Source organism: Bradyrhizobium sp. Kon58, from assembly GCF_055807455.1.
On record NZ_JBVVOT010000006.1, the window covers coordinates 307,939 to 332,876 of the forward strand.

Genomic DNA, 24,938 nt, shown 5'->3' on the forward strand with positions numbered 1-24,938 from the left:
CGGCGCAGCGCCCGCTGCATTTTTTCCGCGCTCCTTGTTTGAGCATGATCTTTCGAAAAACCGCTTCGCACTTTTTCGGATCTTGCTCTCAAGTCCGGGCCGAGCCCTGCAGCCGATAGCGGTCCAGCGCCACCGCGCCGATGATCACCAGGCCCTTGATCACATATTGCCAGACGTCGGAGACGCCGATCAGGATCAGGCCGTTCGACAACACTGCAATGATCAGCGCGCCGACCAGCGTTCCCCAGATCGAGCCGATGCCGCCGACAAAGGAGGTGCCCCCCAGAATCACGGCGGTGATGGCGTCGAGCTCGTAAGACTGGCCAAGCTGCAGGCCATTGGCCGCGTAGAGGCGCGCCGCCTGCATTGCGCCGCCGAGGCCCGCGAGCAGGCCGGACACGCCATAGACGAAGATCAGCACGGCCCAGACCTTGATGCCGGCGAGCCGCGCCGCGCTCTCGTTGCCGCCGACCGCGTAGATGTGCACCCCGAGCACGGTGCGCTTGAGCACCAGCCACGACACCAGGATGACCAGCAACGCGATCACCCAGAGCCAGGGAATCGACAATACGCCGGGGATGAGGGTCAAGGCGCCGTTGCCGATGAAGGCATAGGGGATCGACGGATTGAACACCGTGGTGTCGGCGCCGAGCAGCCGCGCCGCGCCGCGCACGGCGGTCAACGACCCCAGCGTGACGATGAAGGGCGGCAGGCGCAACAGCGCGATCAAGCCGCCATTGAGAATGCCGAAGACGGCGCCGGTGAGCACCGCGGCCGGCAACCACAGCCCCCCGAGATCGGGGAGTTTGGAGATGATCAGCCCGGCCATCGCCGACGCCGCCAGGATGGAGCCGACCGACAGGTCGATGCCGCCGGTGAGGATGACGAAGGTCATGCCCGCGGCCAGCACGGTATTGACCGCGGACTGCTGCACCACGATGCCGATGTTCTGGCCTGTGAAGAATCGGCCGTCCGACAGCACGTGAAAGCCGATGCACAGCAACAGCAGCACCGGCAGCATGCCGACCGCGCGAATGATCATCCGCGTCCGCTGCCGCTTGGTCTCCTGCGCGGCGGCAAGACCGGGCGCCACGGGGGCCGCTTTCGCGGAAGCGCCGTTCTCAGGCATCGAGCTGCTCCGTTCCGGTGGCGAGGGCCATGATCTCCTCCTGACTGAGCGGCGATGTCGCCTCGCGCCGGATCTGCCCGGCGATATGTCCTGCGCGCATCACGATGACGCGGTCGCAGATGCCGATGATCTCGGGCAGGTCGGACGAAATGACGAGAACCGCGGTGCCCGACTTCGCGAGATTGTCGATGATCGAATAGATCTCGGACTTGGCGCCGACATCGACACCGCGCGTCGGCTCGTCGAGGATCAGGATTTTCGGGCCGATCGCGAGCAGCCGCGACAGCAGCACTTTCTGCTGGTTGCCGCCGGAGAGCCCGCCGGCGGGAACACCGATATTCGCAGCGCGGATGCCGAGCCCCGCGAACGCGCGCTTGGCGCGGTCGCGGGCCTTGTCGCGATCGAGGATGCCGCCGAATTTCGCATCCCGGCCGAGCACCGCGAGATTGATGTTGTCGAGGCAGGACATGTCGAGGAACAGGCCGAGGGCCTTCCTGTCCTCGGTGAGATAGGCAATGCCAGCATCCAGCGCCTCGCCCGGCGTGCGGATCGAGACCGCGCGCCCCTCGATCTCGACATGGCCCGACACCATCGGCGCGGCGCCGATGATGAGATGCGCAAGCTCGGTGCGGCCGGCGCCGACCAGGCCGGCAAGGCCGACGACCTCGCCCGCATGCACCGTCAGCGAACATCCCTTGACGCGCCTGCCGTCGGCGATGTCGACGGCCGCGAGCACGGGAGCTCCCGATCGCGCCTCGTTCATGGGATCATGCTCCTTCTTGTAGAAGGAGGAGACGTCGCGTCCCACCATCATCCGGACGATGGTGTCGGCGCGAATGTCGCCCTTGTCCAGCGAACCGACCAGCGTGCCGTCGCGCAGCACCGTGACTCGGTCACCGAGCGCATAGACCTCGTCCATGCGATGCGAGATGTAGATGATGGCGAGACCTTCGGCGCGCAGCTGGCGGATCAGCGCGAACAGCCTTTCGCTCTCACCGGCCGACAGCGCGGTGGTCGGCTCGTCCATGATCAGGATCCTGGAGCGGGCGTGCAGAGCGCGCGCGATCTCGACCAATTGGCGCTGGCCCATCGAAAGATTGGCGACCTGCGTCTGCGGCGTGAAGTCCGCGCCGAGCCGCGCCAGGATCGGACCCACGCCGGCCTGCATCGCCTCGCGCGCCAGCAAGCCGCCGCGCGAGACCTCGCGACCGAGATAGATATTCTCCGCAACGCTCAGGTTGGGGGCGAGCGAGAGTTCCTGATAGATGATCGCGATGCCGGCCGCGCGGCCGCCGAGCGGACCGCTGATCTGCACGGGCTGGCCGTCGATGCGGATTTCGCTGCCCGGGTCCGGCCGGTAGGCGCCCGACAGGATCTTCATCAGGGTGGATTTGCCGGCGCCGTTCTCGCCCATCAAAGCGTGGATCTCGCCCGCGTAGACGGTGAGGTCGACGTCGCGCAGCGCCTTGATGCTGAAAAACGATTTAGAGACCCGGCGCATCTCGAGGATGGGCTCGCTCATCACACCTCCCCGATGCGCCGCCGGCGGCATCGCAATCTCACCCGCGTCTCGTTGGTCCCTGGCGCGGGTGCAAGCATTAAACAAAAGGTTGTGGCGCAGGGCAATACCTCCCGCACGCCGACGCACGGTCCCGCGCTGCTTTTATCTTTTGCAGACGGAACCGATCCCGCGCGTGATGCCTTTTCTTCGCCACATCATCGCGTATCGCGATCAGCGCCGCGGCCGGTACAGGCGGCGCCATTGCGGCAGCCGCTCGGCATAGGCCTGCGCAAGCGCGGGCTCAGGCTCGAACGTCTCGACGCGCCGTGGCGCGGTGCAGACGGCGTCGATCGCCTCACCGGTGACGGCGAGGCGGCCGAGCCGCGCCGCACCGAACGCCGCGCCGGTCTCGCCGTCCGCAAAGCGATGCACCGGCATGTTCAGGACATTGGCCAGCACCGACAACCAGAACCGGGACCGCGAACCGCCGCCGATGACATCGGCCTCCGCGATCGCCAGTCCGGTCTGGGCAAGCACGTCCCGGCAATCCGCCAGCGCGAAGGCGACGCCTTCCAGCACGGCTTGCACGATCGCATCACGATCGGTGGCGTGACTGAGCCCATCGAGCATGCCGCGCACATCGGGGTCATCGTGCGGCGTGCGTTCGCCGGAGAGGTACGGCAGGAAGCTGACCGGCGACGGCGCCTTCGGGCGCAACCCAAGCGGCGCCAGCAGGTCGGCCTCGGAGCTCCCCAACAGCCGCGCGATCCAGGCTAGGCACGATGCCGCCGAGAGGATCGCGCCGGCCTGAATCCACCTGCCGGGGACGGCGTGACAGAAAATGTGCACGACCCGCTCCGGATTGGCCGCGATCGTCTCGGTCGGCACCAGCAATGCGCCGGAGGTTCCGAGCGAAATGAAGGCTGCGCCGGGATTGACGGCGCCGATGCCGACGGCTCCCGCCGGATTGTCCCCGGCCCCGCCCGCGATCATCGGCCGCCCGGTCATGCCCCAGCGTTGCGCCAACTCGCTGCGCAGCCGCGCCGCCGGCGCGCAGCCCTCGACCAGGCGCGGCATCTGCCGGCGCGACAGCGCGGTCGCGGCGAGCCCCTGATCCGACCAATCGCGACTGACAACATCGAGCCACAGCGAACCCGAGGCGTCCGAGACATCCTCGATCGCCTCGCCCGTCAGCACCAGGCGCAGATAGGCCTTTGGTTGCAGCACGAGTTTTGTCGCCGCGAAGATCTCCGGCTCGTGCCTGGCGACCCACAGCAGTTTGGGCGCGGTGAATCCCGGCATCGCCTTGTTGCCTGTCGTCGTCCGCAAGGCGGGCCAGCGCCGCTCCAGCTCGGCGCATTCCGCAAAGGACCGTCCGTCATTCCAGAGAATGCAGGGCCGCAACGGCGTGTGATGGGCGTCGAGCAGCGTCGCGCCGTGCATCTGGCCGGACAGGCCGATGCCCTCGACCTCGGCCAGCTCGCGCGCGTGGTCCGCCTTCAGCGCGTCCAGCGTCGCGAACGTCGCTTCGATCCACTGTGCCGGGTCCTGCTCGCAATGGCCGGGACGCGGCGAGGAGACCGTCAGTGACCGGCTGCGGCTCGCCACCACGCGCTGCGTGTCGTCGACCAGAACGGTTTTAACGGCAGAGGTGCCGAGGTCGATGCCGAGATACATGATGCCACTTGCCTCAGGCGTCCAGAATCTTGCGCGCCCATGACATTGCGGGCATGGCGTTCCCGATGTTGGCATGCACACGCCAATCATGTAACCCCACCCGAAACCTTCTCGGGACGCAACGCCCATGACCACCGCCACCACCAACGACGCGGGAGCCACCCGCGCGCTGATCCTTGCGCTGCTCGCGCTGGCCTGCGGGCACATGCTCTCGACCTTGCTGCGCACCATTCCCGCCGTCAGCCTCGACCTGATGGCGGCGGATTTCGGCATCGAGCCCCAAGCGCTGGCGAGCCTCACCTCGGTCTATCCGTTCGCGTTTGCGGCCGCGCAGATCCCGGTCGGTGCGGCGATGGACCGCTTTGGCGTGCGGCCGGTGTCGCTGAGTCTGCTCGCGGGAACCGTGGTCGGCGCCATCGCGTCGGGGTTCGCGACGGGCCCCGAAAGCTTCGCGGTCGGACAGGTGCTGCTGGGCGTCGCCACCTCCGGCATGCTGATGTGCCCGATGACGTTGGCGGCCAAGCAATTGTCGGCGGCGCGCTTCGGGCTGTGGTCGGGCGCGATCCTCTCGATCGGCAATATCGGCATGCTGTTGTCGTCGAGCCCGCTCGCCTTCGTGGTCGACACTTACGGCTGGCGCGCCGGGTTCTGGATCGCAGGCCTCGGCGGCGTCGCCGTAGCGCTCGCAGTGTTCCTGCTGGTGCCGAGCCAACCGGCCGAGCACAAGGACGAATCCTCGCCGCTGTCGCAGATGATCGAAGTGCTCAGGCTGGGACTTTCGCGGCCCTTGCGCGGCCTGATCGCCCTGGCGATGGTGTCGCTCGCGACCTCGCTGGTGCTGCGCGGCCTGTGGGGCGGACCGTGGCTGATGCAGGTCAAGGGATTGTCGCGGGTCGAGGCCGGCAATCAGCTCGGCGCGTTCACGCTGGCGATGATCGCAGGTCCGCTTCTCGTCGGCATGATCGACCGCAGGATCGGACGCCGCCGCGCGCTGGTGGCGGGAACGCACCTGGTCGGCGCAGTGCTGCTGGCGCTGATGGCGTTAGGGGCGCCGCACTATGCCGTCTCGATGCTGCTCGGCCTTCCCGTGATGCCGCCGCAATACGACCTGGTGCTGTTCGTGCTCATTGGCTTGGCGACCTCGGCGCAGCCGCTGCTGTTCGGCATGTCGCGGCAGCTGGTCGACGCGCAAGTGGCAGGCAAGGCGCTCGCGGCGATCAACCTCGCCTTCTTCCTCGGCGCGGCGCTGATGCAGTCGGTCACCGGCGCCGTGGCGGCGTTCGCGGGGCTGCCGGCGGTGCTGCTTTTCATGGCTGCCATGCTTGGCATCGGCGCGCTGATCTTTTTGGTCTATACCTCGCCAAGACCGACGATAGAGTAGAGCCCTGCATCAAGGGGACATCTCATGCCTGTCGACACCAAAGCCGCCACCGACCGCCTCATGCGCTTTCTCGCCGTCGAGGGCGTCACCGGACAGGAGGCCGCGATCGGGCGTGAGCTCACGGCTGCGCTGAAGGAGAGCGGCGTGCCGGCGCAGGCGATCCGGCTCGACGACGCCAATACGCGCATTCCGGTGCCGACCGAGACCGGCAACCTCATCGTCGACCTGCCCGGCCGCGGCGCGCTGCACAACCAGCCGCGCATCATGTTCATGACCCACATGGACACCGTGCCGCTCTGCGCCGGCGCCAGGCCGAAGAAGTCGGGACGCAAGATCGTCAACGATGCCAAGACTGCACTCGGCGGCGACAATCGCTGCGGCTGCGGCGTGCTGGTGACGCTGGCCGCCGAGCTCGAGAAGCAGCAGCTCGATCATCCGCCGATCACGCTGCTGTTCTGCGTGCGCGAGGAGAGCGGGCTCTATGGCGCGCGCCACGTCAAGCTCGACGAGCTCGGCTCGCCGGTGATGGCCTTCAACTATGACGGCGGCTCGGCTTCCAACGTCGTCATCGGTGCGGTCGGCGCGGATCGCTGGACCGTGGAGATCTTTGGCCGCGCCTCGCATGCCGGCGTCGCGCCGGAGCGCGGCATCTCCTCGACCATGATCCTCGCGCTTGCGCTGGCCGACGTGAAGGCCGGCGGCTGGTTCGGTAAGGTGGTCAAGCGCAAGCAACAAGGCACCAGCAATGTCGGCCCCGTCACCGGCGGCGAGGGGCGGCCTGCGGGCGACGCCACCAATGTCGTCACCGACTACGTGCATGTGCGCGGCGAAAGCCGCAGCCATGACGGAAAGTTCTTCAAGGAGATCACGAAAGCTTACAAGGCCGCGTTCGAGGAGGCGGCCAAGAAAGTCACCAACGCGCAAGGCAAGTCCGGCAAGGTCAAGTTCAAGGCCGAGACCGACTATTTCCCGTTCCGCATGAAGGACAACCTTCCCGTCGTCAAACGCGCGGTGGAGGCCGTGTCCGCGGTCGGCGGTACCCCGAACGTGCGCACCGCCAATGGCGGGCTCGATGCCAACTGGATGGTCCGCCACGGCGTTCCGACCGTCACCTTCGGCGCCGGCCAGAACGAGGCGCACACGATCGACGAGTGGATCAATCTGGACGAATACGACCGCGCCTGCGCGCTGGCCGTGCAGCTCGCGACGATGCGGTGAGGCGCCTTGCGTGACCTCGGAAAGATCATTTGTCGCCAATGACGGCACCGTCATCGGATATCGGCAACTGGGCTCAGGTCCTGGCCTCGTGCTGCTCCATGGCGCGCTGCAAAGCGCAGCGAGCTTTACCGACCTTGGAGCGGCACTCACGGACCGCTTCACCGTTCTGATCCCGGACCGGCGCGGTCGAGGTCTGAGCGGGCCGTTCCGGTCCGACCACTGCATGGCGACCGAGATTGATGATCTCGGTCGGCTTCTCGCCGAGACGGGCGCACACAATGTGTTTGCATTGAGCTCCGGAGCGCTGGTTGCCATGCACACCGCGCTCGTCAATCCGGCGATCTCGCGCCTCGCGCTTTACGAACCACCGCTCGAGTTCGGCCCCGTCCAACCGAGATTTTGGACATCGGAATACGAGGCGGCCCTGACGAAAGGCAATTTGGCAGCGGCCCTTGTTGCCGCGCTCAAAGGGACTGGTGACGACGAGGTTTTGACGAAACTCCCTGCGTTTATCCTGAGACCGCTCTTCGCCGTGATGATGCGGCTGCGTCCGGACAAAGGCGTGGGCGATGGGCCCCCTCTGGCTACTCTCATCCCGACAGTTCATTACGACATTGAGCTTATTGCAGAGACGGCCGGCGATCTTGACCGCTTCAAAGGCTTGAGCACGGAAACGCTGCTGCTTGGCGGCGATCGGAGCCAAGGCTATCTCGCCGCTGCGCTCGATGCGCTCGTCACGATCCTGCAGAACGCAACACGTGTCGAATTCAAGGGTGCCGGCCATATTGCCGCAGACAACGAAGGCGATCCAATCCGCGTCGCCACGGAGTTGCGTCGTTTCTTCGCTTGATGTTGCAGGATGGGTCGAGCAAAGACGTAGCAGCATTGCCGCAAACGCGGTTGCCCACCCGTGCCCGGCCGCCTAGCCTGCAAGAAAACGCAGGGAGGCCGCATGCCGCGCATTTCGACTATCGAGACCGGATTCTACCGGATCCCCCTCCCTGTCATGCTCTCCGACTCGACCCACGGCGACATCGCGGCGTTCGAGCTGATCACCTGCCGCATCCGCGATGCCGATGGCGCCGAGGGCGTCGGCTACACCTACACGGTCGGGCGCAATGGCGGCGCCGTCGCCGACATCCTCAAGCGCGAAATCCCGCCGCTGGTCGAGGGCCGCGAGGCCGATGACACCGAGGCGATCTGTCATCAGGTCTGGTGGGGCCTGCATTATGGCGGGCGCGGCGGGCCGGCGGTGCTGGCGCTTTCGGCACTCGACATCGCGCTGTGGGATCTGAAGGCGCGGCGCGCGAAATTGCCGCTGTATCGATTGCTCGGCGGGTTCGATGCGCGCGTGCCCTGCTATGCCGGCGGCATCGACCTCGATCTCTCGGTCGAGGCGCTGCTGGAGCAGACCGACGGCAATCTCGCCAAAGGCTTTCGCGCCATCAAGATGAAGGTCGGCCGGCCCGATCTCAAAACCGACGTAGCGAAGGTCTCCGCGATGCGACAGCATCTCGGCGACGGCTTTCCGCTGATGGTGGACGCCAACATGAAATGGACGGTCGAGGAAGCGATCCGCGCCGCCCGCGCGTTCCAACCCTACGACCTCACCTGGCTCGAGGAGCCGATCATTCCCGACGACATCGCGGGCCATGTCCGCATCATGCAGGCCGGCGGCGTGCCGATCGCGGCGGGCGAGAATTTGCGTTCGCTGTGGGAGTTCAAGAACTACATCGTCGCCGGCGCGGTGTCCTATCCCGAGCCTGACGTCACCAATTGCGGCGGCGTCTCCGCCTTCATGAAGATCGCTCGGCTGGCGGAGGCGTTCAACCTGCCCGTCACCAGCCATGGCGCGCACGACATCACCGTGCACCTGCTCGCGGCCTGCCCGAACCGGTCGTATCTGGAGGCGCACGGTTTTGGGCTCGACAAATATATCGAGCATCCGCTGGTGCTGCAGGACGGGCTGGCGCTCGCGCCGGACCGTATCGGCCACGGCATCAGTTTCGACTGGAACGGGCTGGCGAAGCTGTCGGCGTAGCACGGAGCCGCAGCGGCAGGTGTGCCCCCTCTCCCGCACGCGGGAGAGGTGAAGTGGAGCGCGCGGCGCGGTCGGTTTGCACCAGCAAGCATCAACGCGTTGCTGCACCCGAGGCATTCGCTGGCGCTTGATGCAAGCTGCGGTTATTCGGCTATGGTGTCGATGCCGACACACAATCCGAGAGATTCCCGCCTTGACCCCCGAGCTGCACCAGAAACTGACCGCGTGGCGCCGGCATTTGCATGCGCATCCCGAACTGTCCCTCCAGGAGAAAGCCACCGCCGCCTTTGTGCAGGACAAGCTCACCGAGCTCGGCATTTCCTTCGAGGCCAACATCGGCGGTCACGGCATCGTCGCGACCCTGACGCGCGGCCACGCCCAGGGCCGCGTCGGCCTGCGCGCCGACATGGATGCGCTGCCGATCACCGAAGATACGGGGCTAGCTTACGCTTCGCAAAATCCCGGTGTGATGCATGCCTGCGGCCATGACGGGCATACCGCTTCGCTGCTCGGCGCCGCCGCGCTGCTCGCCGCCGACACCAGCTGGAGCGGCACGGTCGATTTCATTTTCCAGCCGGCCGAGGAAGGTTATGGCGGCTCGCGCGCGATGGTCGCGGCCGGGCTGTTCGAGCGCTTTCCGATGGATCGGGTGTTCGGCTTTCACAACTGGCCGGGCCTTGCCGCCGGCACCATCGCGGTTCACGACGGCGTCGTGATGGCCTCCGGCGGGCGCATCACCATCACCATCGATGGCCATGCCGGTCACGCCGGCATGCCGCATCTGACGCGCGATCCGGTGATGGCGGCCGGCCATATGATCGTGGCGCTGCAATCGATCGTGTCGCGCAGCGTCGATCCGCTCGACACCGCCGTGCTCTCGCTCTGCACGCTCGAAGGCGGCACGGCACGCAACCAAATCGCCGGACGCGTTTCGATCGGCGGCACGCTGCGTTATCATCGCGATGCGGTGAAGGACACCGTCGTGGCGCGGATCGAACAGATCTGCGCCGGGATTGCCACGAGCTTCGGCGTCAAGGTGACGCCGGAGATCGTCATTGGCGTCGGCGTCGTCATCAACACGCCGGCCGAGGCGGATCTCGCGTGCCTCGCCGCAGACAAGGTGCGGGCCGAGCTGCGGCGCGACCTCGCGCCCAGCATGGCCGGTGAGGATTTCGCCCATTTTCTCTCGCGGCGCCCCGGCGCCTTCGTCTGGATCGGCAACGGCGAATTGCGGGACGGCGCCGAGCTGCACGGCCCGCGCTATGATTTCAACGACGCGATTCTGCCGGTGGCATCGAGCTGGATGGCGGAAGTTGCCAAGGCCGCGTTAGCCTCAAACAAGGCGGCGCTGGCCTCGAACTGGAGTGTGTATCCATGAATGACACTGCACTTGATGCCCGCCATGCTTCCGACGGGTCAAAGGCGGCGGTCTGCGCCGGGCAATGACTTCTGCCCTACCCCGACTCCTCACCTGCCGCTGCAATGCGCCAACCGACGGCGATGGGCGACTTCAGACTTCAGCGCTGCCTCCGGCCGCGCCAGCAGCCTCATTCTAGATCGTGAAGGTCCTTGCCGAGCGGCGCCGTCATCCGAAACTCCGAAAAAGCCACTTCCAACCCGGCCCGCTCCGGCGTGCAAGCCATCGGTCCGACAAGATAGGATGCGTTCTTGGCAAACGGCGCAAGCCTCATGAGAGGCCAAACCTTGCCATCGTTCGAAGCTTGCACACGAACAACGCCATGAGCAACGGTTACCCGCAATCGGAAGTCACGAGCGTCGTGCTCATAGGGTGCCGTTGCCCAGTCCGACCGCCCATCCGTCAATACGCTCGAAAGCATGGCCCGTCCGTCGGCAAATTCGATTCCGGCCTTAAGCCAGCGATTAGCGTCTACGCGCACCATGATGCCGGCCTGATCGTAGAGCGCTTGGAAATTACCGCGCACTCGCAACTCGGCCGTGAAGGCATCCCCGGCCTTAAACCCGAGAAAATGTCCGTTGTCGCGGATAAAGCCGTAGTGAGTCTCGCGCCAGAAGTCGGTGGCATTGTCAGTGACCACTTCAAGGCTGTTGCCCTTCTCGGTCCATTGTTTCGGCTCATTCAGCCAAATGCCGTCAGATCTGCCAAGTATCATTTTAACCTCGATGCAAACCATGTGATGGTCTCGACGAGCTTCGGGGATCGGCCCGACAGCGGCATCGAAGAACTGAACCTGAGCAAATCCAAATCCGTCATGCCTCGCTGAACGGGCCTCAACGAGGTGCGCCACTTACTTCGTCGACGGACCAATTTCGAAAGTCGGCGATCAGCCGCCGCGGCGGATCATCTTGAGGCCCGACCGTCTTGCCGTGCTTCAAGCGATAACGAACTCACCAGGTCTTGCGCATTAATCGGGCTAAGCCTGGCTGCGCGTAGCAAGCCCACCGCCCTGCGAACACGCGCTCCGTCAAGAGATCTCGCGCGGCAGCTTCCAGCCGGGCTTCGGCTCGAACGTCTCCTCGACCTGCGCGACGTGATAGCCGGCGGGCAGAAGGCGGCCGCCCTCCTCGTCCGCGACCGGCACGTCGGTCACCAGCCCCTCGATCAAGGCGGCTTCCCACACCTCCTTCTCGGTAGGAAAGGGATCGCCGATCTGCTTGTTGCCTTCAAACAGCGCGTACATCGGTTCCGGTCCTGCGTTGATCAAGCTCACGAGCAACGTATCGGCCGCACGGACGTTCCCATCCGGCAAATCCCAACGGATGGACACCTTAAATATGGCGCGCGTTCTGATCGGAACTTCCGGCTGGCATTACGCCTCCTGGCGAGGCCCGTTCTTTCCCGAGGGCGTGACGCTGAAGCAGCAGCTGCGCTACTACGCCGGGCAGTTCGACACCACCGAGCTGAACGGAGTGTTCTACCGCACCCCGACGCCGGAGGCCGTCGAGGGTTGGCGGGCGCAGACCGGCCGCGATTTCGTCTTCGCGTGGAAAGCGTCGAAATTCATCACGCATTGGAAGCGGCTGTCGGACCGCTCGGTGAACAGCCTCGAGCTGCTCGAGGATCGCATCTCACGGCTCGGCGGCAAGGCCGGCCCGATCCTGTTCCAGCTGCCGCCACAATTCGAAGCAGATGCGGACCGTCTCGCCGGCTTCTTCAAGCTTTTGTCGCGGAAGCGGCGTTACAGTTTCGAATTCCGTCATCCGAGCTGGTATCAGCCGCGCATCTTGCGGATGCTGGCCGACGAAAACATCTCGCTGTGCCTGTCCGATCATCACGACGCGCCGGCGCCATGGAAGCGCACGGCGGATTTCGTCTATGTCCGCGGACACGGACCAAGCGGGCGCTATCACGGGCACTATACGAAGCCCACGCTGGCGCAATGGGCGCGGCGCATCAAGTCCTGGAAGCGGCAGGGCTGCGACGTCTACGTCTATTTCGACAACGACCAGAAGAGCGCGGCCCCGGCCGATGCACAGGCTTTGAAGCAATTGCTGTGACGCCCATAAGCGCAGGCAATTGCCTATGGCGTGCACGATGCGGCAAGCTCGCCTGCGGCCATCCTTCGAGACGCCCGCCTGCGGCGGGCCCTCAGGATGAGGTCGTGTTTTGCGGCAAAGATACCGTGCCCTTCCTCGCTAGACGATGCCGCCTTGCCGGAGCGCCGCGATCGCGGCCTTGTCGTAGCCGAGCTCGGTCAGGATAAGATCGGTATGCTCGCCGAGCGTGGGCGGGCGCGTCGCGATTTCGCCGGGCGTTTCCGACAGGCGGACGGCGGCGCGTGCCACCGGTGCGGGCTTCGGCAGGCCGGGATAGTCGACGTCCTGCATGAAGCCGCCGGCGCGGACGTGCGGATGATCGAGCGCCTGCTGCGGGCTCAGCACGGGGCCGGTCGGAATCATGGCCTTGCCCAGGGTGTCGACGGCCTCCTGCGTGGTGCGCTCGGCGCACCAGCGCGCCATCCGCTCGCTGATGACGGGGCCGTTGTTGCCGCGGCTGATGTCGTCGGCAAAGCGCGGATCGTTGAGCCAGACCTCCTCCTCACCCATTAGCTTGGCCCAGCGCTTGAACAGCGGATGCCCCGTGACCTGGCACAGCACCCAGCCGTCCCTGGTGCGGTAGATGTCGGCGGGCGCCGCGGTCTGGCCGAGATTGCCTGTCGGCACCCGATTGACGTTGATGACGGCCTGCTCGATCAGCGTGGCATTGGTGAAGGACAAGGCGGTTGCGAGCAATGCGCCCTCGACGATCTGCCCGCGCCCGGATTTGCCGCGCTCGATCAGCGCGGCGAGCGTACCGAACGCGCAATGCAGCGCCGTCCCGAAATCAACCCAGTTGACCGCGGCCCGGTAGGGCGGATCGCCGGCGCCGGTCATGTACACCGAGCCCGACATCACCTGGCCGACACCGTCGAAGCCGACGCGGTCGGACCATGGCCCCGGCCCGCCGAACGCGGTGGCGGTCGTCAGGATGATGTCCGGCTTGATCGCCTTGAGCGAATCATAGTCGAGCTTCATCGCGCGCAAGGTCTGCGGCGGCAGATTGGCGACGACCACGTCCGCGGTCGCAATCAGGCGGCGCATCACCTCCTGCCCTTCCGGCTTCATCGGATCGAGCGTGAGGCACTTCTTGTTGCGGTTGACCTGAAGAAACAGCGCGCCCTCGCCATTTTCACCGACCGGCGCCACGAAGCGATCCTCGCTGCCGTCGCGCTTCTCCACGCGAATGACCTCGGCGCCGAATTCGGCCAGCAAGGTCGCGCAATAGGGCCCCGCGATATAGCGCCCGAAATCGAGAACGCGGACGCCGTCCAGAACCCCTCCCATCGATCTCTTTCCTTTGTGTTGTTCGTCAGCTTACAGGGATTGGCATTTGCGGCAAGGTGGCAACGGACGCCATGCCCCCCACCCTCGAGATGTGATCGGCTAATCATTTCGACTGGCGGAAATTGTGCTCTAATATGGACCTGTCCCTTCCCCAGTAGAGCCCCGTCCATGCCGCAACAATTCGATCGATCCAAAGAAGACCTCGGCAACGCGATCCATTTCGAGCACGTCAACATCCAGGTCCCGGACCAGCGCCTTGCCACGCTGTTCTATGTCGCAGGCCTTGGGCTCACCCGCGATCCCTTTCTGATGGTGTCCGACACCAACATGTGGATCAACGCCGGACGAAGCCAGTTTCATTTGCCGAGCGGCCTGCCGCAGGTGCTGCGCGGTCATGTCGGGCTGGTGATCGCGGGCCGCGAGGCGCTGCTGGCGCGATTGGCGTCGGTCGCCAAGAAGCTCGAGGGCACCGCGTTCGCCTTCGCCGAGCACAACGACCATGTCGAGGCGATTTGTCCGTGGGGCAACCGGCTGCGCTGCTACGAGCCCGACGCCGCGCGCTTCGGCCGGGTCGCACTCGGCATTCCCTATGTCGAGTTCGACGTACCGGTGGGATCGGCACGCGGCATCTGTGCCTTTTACCCCGAGATCATGGGCATGCCATCCGAGTTGCGGAACGGCGACGGCACGGTTGCCGCCGTGAAGACGGGCCGCGACCAGCATCTGTTGTTTCGCGAGACCGATCGGCCGCAAGGCGACTATGACGGTCACCATGTGCAGATGTACATCACCGACTTTTCCGGCCCGTATCGCAAGCTGCTGGCGCGCGATTTGATCTCGCGCGAGGACAATCAGTACCAGTACCGCTTCTGCGACATCGTCGATCTCGACAGCGGCAAACCGCTATTCACGGTCGAGCACGAGGTGCGCAGCGCCACCCACCCGATGTTCATGCGGCCGATGGTCAATCGCAATCCGGCGCTGAACAATCGGAACTATGCATCCGGCCACGATCAATCGCTTTGGGCGATGGGACCGGATCAGTACGAGGGATAGGTAATAACCAAATCCCGGCCTGGCCGCAGCAACGTCGCAATGACCGAAGTCGCGGCCGGGCGGCTCCGCTGAGCGGAGCCGCCACATGTTGCGTGCGCGCCGGTGGGACGGGCATGCCCCACCTTTCGCATCAGACGGGTGAGCGTCCCATCAGAAGTGGACCTCGGTGCGCATACCAAGCACCACGGCGTTGTCGGTCTTCACGCCCACCGCGTTATAGCCGCGCCCACCTGGATTGATGACATACTGCGCGTCGAACTTGAGGTTCAGCCAGCCGGTCGCCTGCCATCCGTACCAGACTTCGAGCGGCACTTCGTTGCCGCCGGCGTTGGGACTGAGGGCAGCCGTGTTCACGTGGGTCGTGCCGACCGCGAAGCCGACTTCGTCCTGGGGACGCCAGGAGAACGTTCCGGTATGCCTGAAGCCGAGGGCGATCTGGTAATCCTGATACGACGTCCGGTGATCGGCAACGGTGGTATTGAGGAAGGTATACCAACCCTGCGCGCCCGGACCCTCGACGGTCAACCGCTGCAGGATCGACTCGTAAACGCCGAAGCGGCCGCGTTGATCGCTGATATTTTGATCCGGGACGCCACCGACGCCCGGGATGGTGCTGATGACACCGGGAAGACCGCCATCAATAGAGGAGGCGCTGTCGTACCAGCCGCCAAGTCTCCAGGTCCCGGTCAAGGGGCCCTTCGGCGCCCAGACCAACTCCACCGGCACCATCACGCCACTGGCGCGATTCGAGGCGGGAATGCCGGGCAGGAAGTAGACGCCCGGGTCCGACGTCGTCAGGTAACCCGGATTGGCATCGTAGACACCGACCGACACCGTGAATTCCGGCGCGATCTTGTAATGCACGACACCGGCCCACTGGCTCACCGGCCAATTGTAGATGTAGCCACCCTGGATGTTGCCGGGCTGACCGCCGCAGAAGGTCAGGTTGATGAACTCGCAGAGACCGAAGAAGAAATCGGAGCCGACCGGAAGACGGCCGCCCTTGAGTTCAAGACGATCATCGAAAAGCTTCTGCGAGTAGTAGAGCTGCGTCAGGCGCAGAATATTGCCGCGGCCGAACACTTCGTTGGTCAGCTGCAGGGCGGGAATGTCCGCTTCGGTATTCAGGTTCTTGCCGAAGCGGTCGACCAGCGTGAGACCGACGGTGCCGCCGGGGATGCCGGCGAGTTTTCCCATGTCCAGCTTGGCGCCAAACCACAACTGACCGGCATTGGCTGCGGTGTTCCTGCTTCCACCCGAGAGGTTGCCGACGGATTCGTTGCCGAGCGTCAGGCCCAGCTCGATGCCCTGTTCCTTCAGCTTGGTCCTGCCGAGATCGCCGAACAGATACGGCCGCGTCCAGAAATCGTCAGCCGTACCATACGGAACAGGTGCAGCTTTCGTCGAAAAATCGGCCGCATATACGCCACCGCAAAACAGCGATGAGAAAGCAATCCCCACACCGCACGCCCCTGCGGTGTTTATAAACCTGCGTAACATTTTACTCGTCCTCCCGCCGTCTCAGGCTTTGCTTGTTTCGCCTCACGTCCCTGCCCAAAGCCCTCGAGCCTGGAACGCACTCCCTCCCCAGCGGCCGCCGACCAGGCAGCCTTGTGTCAACTGGAGCCTGGATCCGTCATGCCCGATCACCCGTTCTCGCCGGCAATGCATCCGTGGCGCGCGGTGACGCGCCCTGGACTTGCTCCGCCAATGTCGATTTCGGCGCGGCGCGGGCGACGCCGGCCAGTGCCTGCTTGCGCCGCCGTCGCGCCTGCAATTGCTGATCCGCCAACACGCCGATCAGAATGACCGTGCCCATCACCGCGAAATTCAGCGAGTTGGGAATGCCCAGGATGTTCACCAGGTTCTGCAACACCTGCAGCAGCGCCGTGCCCAGCACGATACCGAGAATAGACCCCTCGCCGCCGCGCAAGCTGCACCCGCCCAGGACGGCGGCCGCGATCGCGTAGAGCTCGTAGAAATTGCCGAAGGAGCTCGGCGAGACCGAGTTCGTGTAGAACACGAACAAGACCGTCGAAACTCCGGCGAGTCCGCCGCTGATGATATAGGCGGTTGCGATCACGAAGTTTGTGTTGATGCCCGAGAAGCGCGCGGCTTCCTCGTTTTTTCCGACGGCATAAAGCCAGCGCCCGTAGACCGAGCGGTGCAGCAGCACGCCGAGGATCAGCGCAAGGATGATCAGGAGGATGAAGGTGTTCGGGATTCCCGCCACATTGCCCGAAGCGATGTTGCTCAGTGTCGCCGCCTCGTCGCCGTAACCGAAGCCGCGGGTCGAATCACTCGTGTAGTAGCGGGCGGCGCCGCGATAGATCAGCAAGCCACACAGCGTCACGATGAAGGGCTGCATCTTCAGCCGGGTGATCAGGAGCCCCTGGATGCCGCCGAGCACCAGCCCGCCCAGCAGCACGGCCGCCAGCGCCAGGGGCCACGGCACCTCATAGGTCGTCAGAAGGTCGACGAACACGACGCCGAGCAGCGCAAACATCGAGCCGAGCGACAGGTCGATGCCGCCGGTGATGATCACGAGCCCCTCGCCGAGCGCGAACACACCGAACAGGCCGATCAGATTGGCCATGTTCAAGAGGTTCACCAGCGACAGGAAGGCGGGATTGATCGCGCCCGTGACGGCGGCGATCACCACCAGCAGCAATCCCAGACCGAGCTCTTTCCTGATCATGGCGCGGCCGCTTCCGCGGTTTCCAGCGCCTGGCCCATGGCCAGTCGCAATACGTTGTATTCGCTGAACTGCTCCCGCTCGAGCACGCCGCTGACGCTGCCTTCATGCATCACCGCCACCCGGTCGGAGACGCCGATGACTTCCTCCATGTCCGAGGAGATCATCACGATCGCGACGCCCTGGTCGGCAAGCTCGCGCATCAACGCGTAGATCTCGCCCTTGGCGCCGACGTCGATGCCGCGGGTCGGCTCGTCGAAGAACATCACGCGCGGCTGCATGGACAGCCATTTGCCGAGCACGACCTTCTGCTGGTTGCCGCCGGAGAGCGTCACCACCTCCATGTCGATGCTTGGCGCCTTGATGGAGAGACGCCTGACCTGCTCTTTCGCAACCTTGCGCTCGGCTGCGCCGCTGACCAGCCACATCCGCGCATGATCCAACAGGCTCGCCAGCGTCATGTTCTCGCGGATCGGCAGTTCCAGCACGAGCCCGGATTTCTTGCGGTCCTCCGGCACCAGATAGATGCCTTGGCTGATCGCGTCGCGCGGCGATGCGACAGCGACCGGTGCGTTGTCGATCCTGATCTCGCCGCCCAGCAGCGGGTCAATGCCAAACGCTGCGCGGGCAAGAGAGGTGCGGCCGGCGCCCACGAGCCCCGCCAGGCCCAGGATCTCGCCATGCCGCACGGAAAGATCAACCTGCCGGTCGGGAAAGGCTGATGTCACGACGCCGACGATATCGCAGCCGCCCGGCTGCGGCGCCTGTTTCGGCGGGGTATGCAGCGCTTTCAGGTCGCGGCCGATCATCAGCCGGATCATTGCGGCGTGGCTCAGCTGGTCCCGCGCCAACTCGCCAACAGTGCGCCCGTCGCGCAGCACCACGACGCGGTCGGCGCAGGTCATGATCTCGCCGAGCCGGTGAGAGATGTAGATCACCGAAATGCCGTGCGCCTTCAGATCGGCAATCACTTCCAGCAGCCGTTCCGTCTCCGAAATCGTCAGGCTGGAGGTCGGCTCGTCCATGATGATCACGCGGGCGTCGATCGAGAGCGCCTTGGCGATCTCCACCATTTGACGCTCGGCGATGGAGAGATCTTCGACCAGCGTATCCGGCGCGAAATCGGCGCCGAGCCGCTCCAGCAACGGCGTCACGCGGGCATGCATCTCGGCATTGTCCACCAGCTTCAGCGGTCCGCCCATCAGCTTCTCGCGCCCGATAAACACGTTGGCGGCGACGTCGAGATTTTCGAACAGGTTCAATTCCTGGTGCACGAAGGCGATGCCGGCCTGTGTCGCCTCGGTCACCGTCACACGTGCGTGGTCGGTGCCGCCGATGCGGATCACGCCCTCGCTCGGCGCAATCACGCCGCCGAGCACGCGCATCAGCGTCGACTTGCCGGCGCCGTTCTCGCCGATCAGGCCCACGACCTCGCCGCGATCCACGCGCAAACTGACGTCATCGAGCGCCATGACCCCGGGATAGGATTTGCTGATCCCGGCGAGCTCGAACAGGATTTCCGCCATTCATTTCCTCCCGCACGACGCCCGGCGGCCGTGCCGCCGGGCGCCTGACGCTCACTTCTTGAGGAGGTTCTTCATGTCTGCGGTGAACGCCGCGACGTTGGACTTGCTGATCACCTTGGTCGGCACGATCAGCTTGCCGCCCGCCGGGATCCAGGACTTGTCGCCGTTCAGCGTCTTGATGATGTTGGTGGCGGAGAGATAGCCGAACTCGTAGGGCTGCTGCACCACCGTCGACTCGATCGTGCCGTCAGAAACGCCCCGCAACGTGCGCTGGTCCTCGTCGAAGCCGACGATCTTCACCTTGCCGGCCTTGCCCGCCGCCTTGACCGCGTCATAGATCAGCGGTGTCTCGTAGCTCCAAAGCCCTGACAACAGTGCGATGTCGGGATATTTGACCAGCACGTTCTCCATGTTCGCCTTGGCCTTGGCGAAGTCCACCTGGTCGGTGAACACGTCGACCAGCTCGACCTTGGTGCCGGCGATCGCGTCCTTGATACCCTGCACCCGCTCGCGGGCATTGTCCGCGTCCATCGTGCCGACGAACAGCGCGATCTTGCCGCCGTTCGGCAGCGCCTTCTTGATCTCTTCGCCGGCCTGCCGCCCGGCCGCGACGTTGTCGGTACCGATATAAGCGAGCCGATTGCTCTGCGGCGCGTCGCTATCCGTCGTGATCAACACGGTCTTGGCCGCAACCTTGTTGAGCTCTTCGGTTGCATGCGGCGCATCGTCGACCGAGATCGAGATGCCAGCGACGCCGCGCACCAGCAGGTCGTCCAGCTCGCGCCGCTGACCCGCCGCGGTCGCCTCGTTGGTGACGATCAACTGGATGTCGTATTCCGGGTGCTCCTTCTGAGCCTTTTCGAGCCCGCGGCCGGCGATGGTCCAGAAATCGGCCGCGGCATTGGTCACCAGCGCGATGGTCTTTTTCTGCTGGGCCTGCGCCGCCCCCGTAGCGACCGCGAGCGCAGCTGCGGTCGCAAACAGCGACACCATGAGTTTCTTCATCGATCCGTTCATGTACACCTCCCTTGGTCACCCCCGTTCGGGGGTTTCACAGCGCTTATGCGCCATCTTTTATTTACGTCGCGAACAAATGCCGCAGGGCAAAACAGCCGGATCAGGATGTACTTGCCCCTTCTTCAAGTCTAAATAGTACAGATGGTACGATAATAGTAAATATGGCTGCTGAAAACCGAATCCGATTGTGCTTTTCCGGTCACACCGGTATCTCGCCCCCCTCCATTAAATTTACCTGATGAATTAAAGAGGCAGCATGGTTGACCAAATTGAGCCGTCCAGACGCGTGTCGAACACGGCCCGCGAATCCAACCGCGGCCGTCTCGTCGACGTCTTGCGACGCCAGGGGCCGCTGCCACGCGTGGCGCTCGCCCGGAGCACTGGCCTGAGCTTCCCGGCCGTTTCCGGCCTGACGTCGCGGCTGATCGCGGAAGAGCTGCTGTGCGAGACCGAGACGGCGGCAACGCCGTGGTCCGAGGATGGCGAGGAAGAGGATGCGGACGGGCCGAATGGCCGTCGCCGCGGCCGGCCGGCCGTGCTGCTGACCCTGAACCCGGAGTTCGGGCGCATCGTCGCGATCTCGGTCCGCATGAACCTGATCGAGACGCTGATCGCGGATTTCCGCGGCTCCGGCGTGGCGCAGTCGCGACTTGCACTGTCTACGCGCGCGCTCGATGCAGGCGCGCTGCGCGATCTCGTGATCGCGCAAATCAATGCGCTGCTCGATGCGACGGCGACGCCGCGCCATCGGCTGTTGGGAATCGGGATTGCGCTGCAAGGCATCGTGAACGTCGACACCGGCACGACATTGTGGAGTCCCGCGCTGTCGATCACCGAAGTCGATCTGGCGACGCCGATACGTCAGGCGTTCGGCGTCGATGTCGTCATGGCGAACGACGCTGTCGCGGTCGCGCTCGCCCTCACGGCTGCCGAACCGGCATTGGCGCAAGGCCTCTCGGCCACGATCATGGTCGGTCACGGCATCGGGATGGGCGTCGTTGCCGATGGTGAAGCACGCTGGGGCGCCGGCAGCGAGATCGGCCATGTCAAGCTGGCGCCGGACGGCCCGCAATGCCGCTGCGGCCAGCGCGGCTGTATCGAGGCTTATCTTGCCGATTATGCGCTCTATCGCGACGCCCGCACCTTTCTCGATCTGCCGCCGGCGGACTCGCAGCAGCCGTCCGAAGGACAGATGGCTCTCTTGCGCGAGCGCGCACTGGGCGGTGATCCACGTCTCGAGCACCTATTCCTGCAGGCGGGTCGCGCGCTCGCCGAGGCCGTCGCAGCAACGATATCGGTGCTGCGGCCGCACCATGTCATCCTGGCGGGTCCAGGCTTGATGGCCTTCGACATGATGCGCCACGCCTATGAGGAGCGGCTCGAGCAGTCGGTGTTGCCATGGCTGCTCAGGTCCACGGCGATCCATCTGCGTCCAAGCGAGTCGGCGGTCATTGTCGAGGGCATGGTGCGGCGGACGCTACGGGTCGTAGACCAAAACCACATGGAAGCGACCGAGTAGCCGCGAGCTAAGCGCTGGCTGGGGCGGGAGGGTACGCAGCCAGAACCGGGACGCCGGCAAGCCATTGAAAAAACTACGTCAAACGGTGCGACAAGTGTCCCGTGTAGCAGATGAGTGTTGCATGTTGCAAGCGCCGGAAACAAGCGACGGTAGGCGCCGTCTGCTCAAGGTCGACTGCGCTATCGCACGCTATGTTACACCTTGGGCATCCTCCGTTAGCGATCGGATTTCAAGACGCAAGCGCGCGGAGGAATGCGGAAATGGGACCGGCGTCGGTTGGCACGTCGAGTGACGGTCGGCATCGGCCGGAGGAAGCGCCCTTGATCCGGATTGGGGCCGCTATCGTGCACCATGCTTCGGCCTCGCATCCTGCGGCTACGCCCCGGCTACCATCCCCGAAAATCGTACAGACACCCCGCGGATACGACGGCAAGCATGCCGGGGACGTCGCCGGACGCGCACGCGACACGGGGCATGCTGGAGGCGCGAACGTCGGCTGTCACTTTGCAATGCGGCGGCCTTGCCCTCCCCCACGTTGCGACGATTAGGCAAGGCCGGGTCCGGAGCGGCCAGCATCGACCGGCCTCTGGGCGACGATCGCGGCCGCGAAATGGCGCCGGGCTCCAGCGGGCGATCGAGCCGAGCACGCCGGCCATCGCGTCGGTGGTTTCGGCAGCCGGGCGGCTTGGGCCCCTCGGCAGGGTGGGTCGGCTGGCCTTGGCGTCGGCCGCTTGCTGCGACTTCATCAGGCCGCTGACGACCATAGTGAAAGCCCCGAACGGCTGGCAGGGCCACTCAGCGACAAGCAGCGCCCACTCCAAACCTGGCGGCGCCCTGGAGTTCGGCCGGGTCCCGTCAGAACGGCGGTCCGCCATCCACCTAGTGAACCGACTAGGTCGATCGAATTCGACCTCAAAAAGCGATTTTCAAGAAAGGAAGCCTTCCGGCTTGCAAGCGCGTCGGCGAAGCTGGGCACAGATAAGGACATCCCACTATGCCTGGATACCAGTTCAATCATGCCGGTGCCTATTCCCGGCGCGGTGCCCACAAGAAGAATAGCTCCGTGCGCAAAACGTCTATGGACGGCATTCTCAACGAGATGATCCGTGCGCCGGGCGCGTGCAGCCACGTTTCCGTTCCCGAGCCCCCCAACGTGGTATTCGGCCTTCATCCCGTCGCGGCTTTCTCACTGGCCAACGAGCGCGCAGGACAAGCCATCGACAAGGCCGGACGAAAGCTGAGCATCACCGCGCTCGTGGTCCTGGTTGGGGTCGCCACCTGGCCGGTGCTCACCTCCGAAGTGCGCACTGACACCCAAGCGATGGAGCACTACCTCTACTGGCGGAAAATGACCATCCAGTGGCTCGAGCGCCAGTGGGGCGAGCAGCTCAAAACTGTCGTCGAACATTTGGACGAGGATCGTCCCCACCTGCACTATGCCGTCGTGCCCGATCTCGATCCGGATGGCCGGCTCCGCATCGAAAGCGTTCATGCCGGCTATCGCGCGGCGAACAAGTGCAAGGCCGAAGGCGGCAGCCCGCGCGACCAGAAGGCGGCCTACAAGGCAGAGATGCGGTGCTTCCAGGATGACTACTACGAGCATGTCGGCGTCCGCTGCGGTCTGACCCGTCTCGGACCGCGCCTCCAGCGCCTGTCCCGGCAAGAGTGGAAGCAGCGGCAGCGGCAGACCGAGGCGATCGCGTTGGCATACCGTGGCCTTGAGGAACAAAAGTCCGATCTAAAGGCTCGCGCAAAGGCATATGTTTCCGAAAAAGCGGCGGAGGCAAACGCCGCAGCTCAATTGAAGATCGATGCGATCGCTTCGCAAGCTGATCAGCACGCCCACGGAATCAAGCAGAAGGCCAAGTCCTTCGTCATCAAGCTGAACGAGCGCATTCGGGAACTAAACCAGCAAGTCTCGACGACCCAGGCGGCTTTCCTCGCGCAGCAGGAGGAATTGGATACTTACCGCCGACTGCTCGAGGAGAACGGTCTCCTGCCGGACATGGAATTCCCATCCTGAAATTCATCGCCCCCCTCGGCGACAATTTGAATCAACAAAATCAGCTGCGGTAACCATGCTGTTTTTTGTTGCACGCGGGAGCACCCGGCGCCGGCTTTCGAAGGGCGTCCGCAGCGCCCGGCAACCCGCGTCGAACAAGAGCCGGTCGCTATGCTCTACGAACAGGTCCAGAGGGGCGCGATCGCAGTCGGGAAGGTCGAGCATCTGCGGGTTCACGCCCTTGACGACGTCGACGTGGCCAGCTTCTTCGGCCATCTTTCCCGTCTCGGGCGATCGCCGCCAAGGTCCTGTGCGGCGCGAAGGATGCCAACACCTGGGATCTGCCCGACTACCCGCAGCCCATCGTCATCATCGCAGGCTAGGGAGCAGGTTATGACTCAGTCAACGAAGGTGCCGGAGCACAAGCTCCGGCAGCAGAACTGCCCGACGAACTCGGGCGCGACCGGCAACACCATGGTCGGAGCGTTTACCCAAAGCTGAGTGGTCGCTGTCGACCTCTTGGCCGTTCTCGATCGAGGATGGGACGCCGCGGTGCCGAACTGGACGCGGCGTTGCGCGGCGACGCCGCGTCCGCCATGGGCGTCGCGCTCGCCGCCATGCCTATGGAGGGTGCGGAGCTGCTCGCCTAGTGGCGCTTGTTGCCGCCCGTCCTCCTGCGCGGCAGCGAGCATTTGCTGCGCAGCACGTTGAACGAAATCGCTGTCCTTCGTGGCGGGTCGACATCGCCATGTCGACGCTGCTCAGCACGGCGCTCGAACCCAACGCCTCCTCGGCGCTGGTCATGCGCAGATCATCGGGCTGACCGCTCTTGACCACGGTTCGGAACCGTTGGCCGTAGCCGTCGGGTCGGCCAGCTTCTTCCGTGAAGATCGAGGAGGGAAAATCCATAGAGGTGCCGGTCTGGGGAATGGTGTACTTGGTCCATCGCACCGGCTGCGCCGAGACCGTCGCTGTCGAGACGACAACTGCCAAGGCAAGAGCGCTCATCGATTTCATCGCACTTCCCTCCGACTATCACGGAGCGAAAAGCCGGAACGTCATTTACGTTCCAGACGCCTGATGCGGTTTATTGAAAGCGCCAGCTACTCGCCTTCCTCGTGGGGACCATTGGGATCTAGCCTGGTCAGCCTGGTCTCCCCGCCGGGCGAGAACCTGCCACCTCGGAGCGACGTGATAGCGTCTCCGGTGCTTCGGCCTCGTGGTATCAGGCGGCGCGCAACGGGGACGTTGGACGACGGAGCCGGCCAGCCTCCTCCGCTTGGCACCTCGGACACCTGAACTGGATTTCGCGTTGCGCGGAAGCGGACTTTTGGATGGTCGCCGCCATAGGCCATGCGCCGCATTGGGGACAT

21 protein-coding genes are annotated in these 24,938 nt (G+C 64.8%); 9 read left to right on the forward strand and 12 right to left on the reverse strand.

All coding sequences use genetic code 11. The annotated features are described in order from the left end of the window. Positions 1–88 precede the first annotated feature (88 nt). The 3 genes from AC0L20_RS14330 to xylB form a co-directional block, all read right to left on the reverse strand. Positions 89–1,129, reverse strand: a complete 1,041-nt coding sequence (locus tag AC0L20_RS14330) for an ABC transporter permease subunit (protein ID WP_473289034.1) — start codon at positions 1,127–1,129, stop codon at positions 89–91. Then, positions 1,122–2,651 (reverse strand): sugar ABC transporter ATP-binding protein, encoded by a 1,530-nt coding sequence (locus AC0L20_RS14335; RefSeq protein WP_473289035.1) that lies wholly within the window; start codon positions 2,649–2,651, stop codon positions 1,122–1,124. Before AC0L20_RS14335 ends, AC0L20_RS14330 begins: the two co-directional genes overlap by 8 nt. Positions 2,652–2,861: 210 nt before the next feature. Beyond that, the gene (gene xylB, locus AC0L20_RS14340) at positions 2,862–4,307 is read right to left on the reverse strand and encodes a xylulokinase (protein WP_473289036.1); all 1,446 of its coding nucleotides are present in this window, start codon (positions 4,305–4,307) and stop codon (positions 2,862–2,864) included. A 127-nt stretch (positions 4,308–4,434) separates the two neighbouring features. Between xylB and AC0L20_RS14345 the strand changes: the two genes are divergently transcribed. The 5 genes from AC0L20_RS14345 (at position 4,435) to AC0L20_RS14365 (ending at position 10,325) form a co-directional block, all read left to right on the forward strand. Beyond that, a complete protein-coding gene (locus AC0L20_RS14345) occupies positions 4,435–5,688 on the forward strand; it encodes an MFS transporter (protein ID WP_473289037.1) in 1,254 nt (417 codons plus the stop codon). A 24-nt stretch (positions 5,689–5,712) separates the two neighbouring features. After that, on the forward strand, positions 5,713–6,906 hold the full coding sequence (locus tag AC0L20_RS14350; RefSeq protein WP_473289038.1) for a M20/M25/M40 family metallo-hydrolase: 1,194 nt from the start codon (positions 5,713–5,715) through the stop codon (positions 6,904–6,906). Positions 6,907–6,916: 10 nt separating this feature from the next. Further along, positions 6,917–7,756 (forward strand): alpha/beta fold hydrolase, encoded by an 840-nt coding sequence (locus AC0L20_RS14355; RefSeq protein ID WP_473289039.1) that lies wholly within the window; start codon positions 6,917–6,919, stop codon positions 7,754–7,756. 102 nt (positions 7,757–7,858) lie between these two features. Then, positions 7,859–8,947: a mandelate racemase/muconate lactonizing enzyme family protein gene (locus AC0L20_RS14360; protein ID WP_473289040.1), complete on the forward strand. Its 1,089-nt coding sequence runs from the start codon at positions 7,859–7,861 to the stop codon at positions 8,945–8,947. 193 nt (positions 8,948–9,140) lie between these two features. Further along, positions 9,141–10,325, forward strand: a complete 1,185-nt coding sequence (locus AC0L20_RS14365) for an amidohydrolase (RefSeq protein WP_473289041.1) — start codon at positions 9,141–9,143, stop codon at positions 10,323–10,325. A 169-nt stretch (positions 10,326–10,494) separates the two neighbouring features. Here the strand turns inward: AC0L20_RS14365 and AC0L20_RS14370 are convergent, their stop codons facing one another. After that, the gene (locus AC0L20_RS14370; RefSeq protein ID WP_473289066.1) at positions 10,495–11,079 is read right to left on the reverse strand and encodes a DUF1349 domain-containing protein; all 585 of its coding nucleotides are present in this window, start codon (positions 11,077–11,079) and stop codon (positions 10,495–10,497) included. 312 nt (positions 11,080–11,391) lie between these two features. After that, positions 11,392–11,607 (reverse strand): hypothetical protein, encoded by a 216-nt coding sequence (locus AC0L20_RS14375; protein ID WP_007594172.1) that lies wholly within the window; start codon positions 11,605–11,607, stop codon positions 11,392–11,394. Between the two features lie 94 nt (positions 11,608–11,701). On the opposite strand from AC0L20_RS14375, the gene AC0L20_RS14380 reads away from it, so the two are divergent. Next, complete coding sequence (locus tag AC0L20_RS14380) at positions 11,702–12,424, forward strand: DUF72 domain-containing protein (RefSeq protein ID WP_473289042.1); 723 nt, start codon at positions 11,702–11,704, stop codon at positions 12,422–12,424. A 138-nt stretch (positions 12,425–12,562) separates the two neighbouring features. On the opposite strand, the gene AC0L20_RS14385 is transcribed toward AC0L20_RS14380, so the two are convergent. After that, complete coding sequence (locus AC0L20_RS14385) at positions 12,563–13,750, reverse strand: CaiB/BaiF CoA transferase family protein (protein WP_473289043.1); 1,188 nt, start codon at positions 13,748–13,750, stop codon at positions 12,563–12,565. 168 nt (positions 13,751–13,918) lie between these two features. On the opposite strand from AC0L20_RS14385, the gene AC0L20_RS14390 reads away from it, so the two are divergent. Continuing rightward, the gene (locus AC0L20_RS14390; protein ID WP_473289044.1) at positions 13,919–14,806 is read left to right on the forward strand and encodes a VOC family protein; all 888 of its coding nucleotides are present in this window, start codon (positions 13,919–13,921) and stop codon (positions 14,804–14,806) included. Positions 14,807–14,956: 150 nt separating this feature from the next. Here the strand turns inward: AC0L20_RS14390 and AC0L20_RS14395 are convergent, their stop codons facing one another. The 4 genes from AC0L20_RS14395 to AC0L20_RS14410 all read right to left on the reverse strand — a co-directional run bounded on the left by AC0L20_RS14395 (position 14,957) and on the right by AC0L20_RS14410 (position 20,044). Beyond that, entirely contained in the window at positions 14,957–16,306 is a 1,350-nt protein-coding gene (locus tag AC0L20_RS14395) for a carbohydrate porin (protein WP_473289045.1), read from the reverse strand. 136 nt (positions 16,307–16,442) lie between these two features. Beyond that, on the reverse strand, positions 16,443–17,504 hold the full coding sequence (locus AC0L20_RS14400; protein ID WP_473289046.1) for an ABC transporter permease: 1,062 nt from the start codon (positions 17,502–17,504) through the stop codon (positions 16,443–16,445). Continuing rightward, positions 17,501–19,027, reverse strand: a complete 1,527-nt coding sequence (locus tag AC0L20_RS14405; protein ID WP_473289047.1) for a sugar ABC transporter ATP-binding protein — start codon at positions 19,025–19,027, stop codon at positions 17,501–17,503. The genes AC0L20_RS14400 and AC0L20_RS14405 overlap by 4 nt, the downstream gene beginning before the upstream one ends. Before the next feature lie 51 nt (positions 19,028–19,078). Beyond that, complete coding sequence (locus AC0L20_RS14410; protein WP_084462488.1) at positions 19,079–20,044, reverse strand: sugar-binding protein; 966 nt, start codon at positions 20,042–20,044, stop codon at positions 19,079–19,081. A 256-nt stretch (positions 20,045–20,300) separates the two neighbouring features. On the opposite strand from AC0L20_RS14410, the gene AC0L20_RS14415 reads away from it, so the two are divergent. Both AC0L20_RS14415 and AC0L20_RS14420 read left to right on the forward strand, forming a co-directional pair. Continuing rightward, a complete protein-coding gene (locus AC0L20_RS14415; RefSeq protein WP_473289048.1) occupies positions 20,301–21,563 on the forward strand; it encodes an ROK family protein in 1,263 nt (420 codons plus the stop codon). A 994-nt stretch (positions 21,564–22,557) separates the two neighbouring features. Continuing rightward, positions 22,558–23,586, forward strand: coding sequence for a plasmid recombination protein (locus AC0L20_RS14420; protein ID WP_473289049.1), 1,029 nt, complete (start codon positions 22,558–22,560; stop codon positions 23,584–23,586). Positions 23,587–23,589: 3 nt separating this feature from the next. Here AC0L20_RS14420 and AC0L20_RS14425 read toward each other — a convergent pair whose 3' ends face one another. Together AC0L20_RS14425 and AC0L20_RS14430 are read right to left on the reverse strand one after the other, a co-directional pair. After that, positions 23,590–23,841 carry a hypothetical protein gene (locus AC0L20_RS14425; protein ID WP_473289050.1) on the reverse strand — a complete coding sequence of 84 codons (252 nt, stop codon included), beginning with the start codon at positions 23,839–23,841 and terminating at the stop codon, positions 23,590–23,592. Positions 23,842–24,186: 345 nt separating this feature from the next. Then, positions 24,187–24,582, reverse strand: coding sequence for a hypothetical protein (locus AC0L20_RS14430; protein WP_473289051.1), 396 nt, complete (start codon positions 24,580–24,582; stop codon positions 24,187–24,189). Positions 24,583–24,938 lie beyond the last annotated feature (356 nt).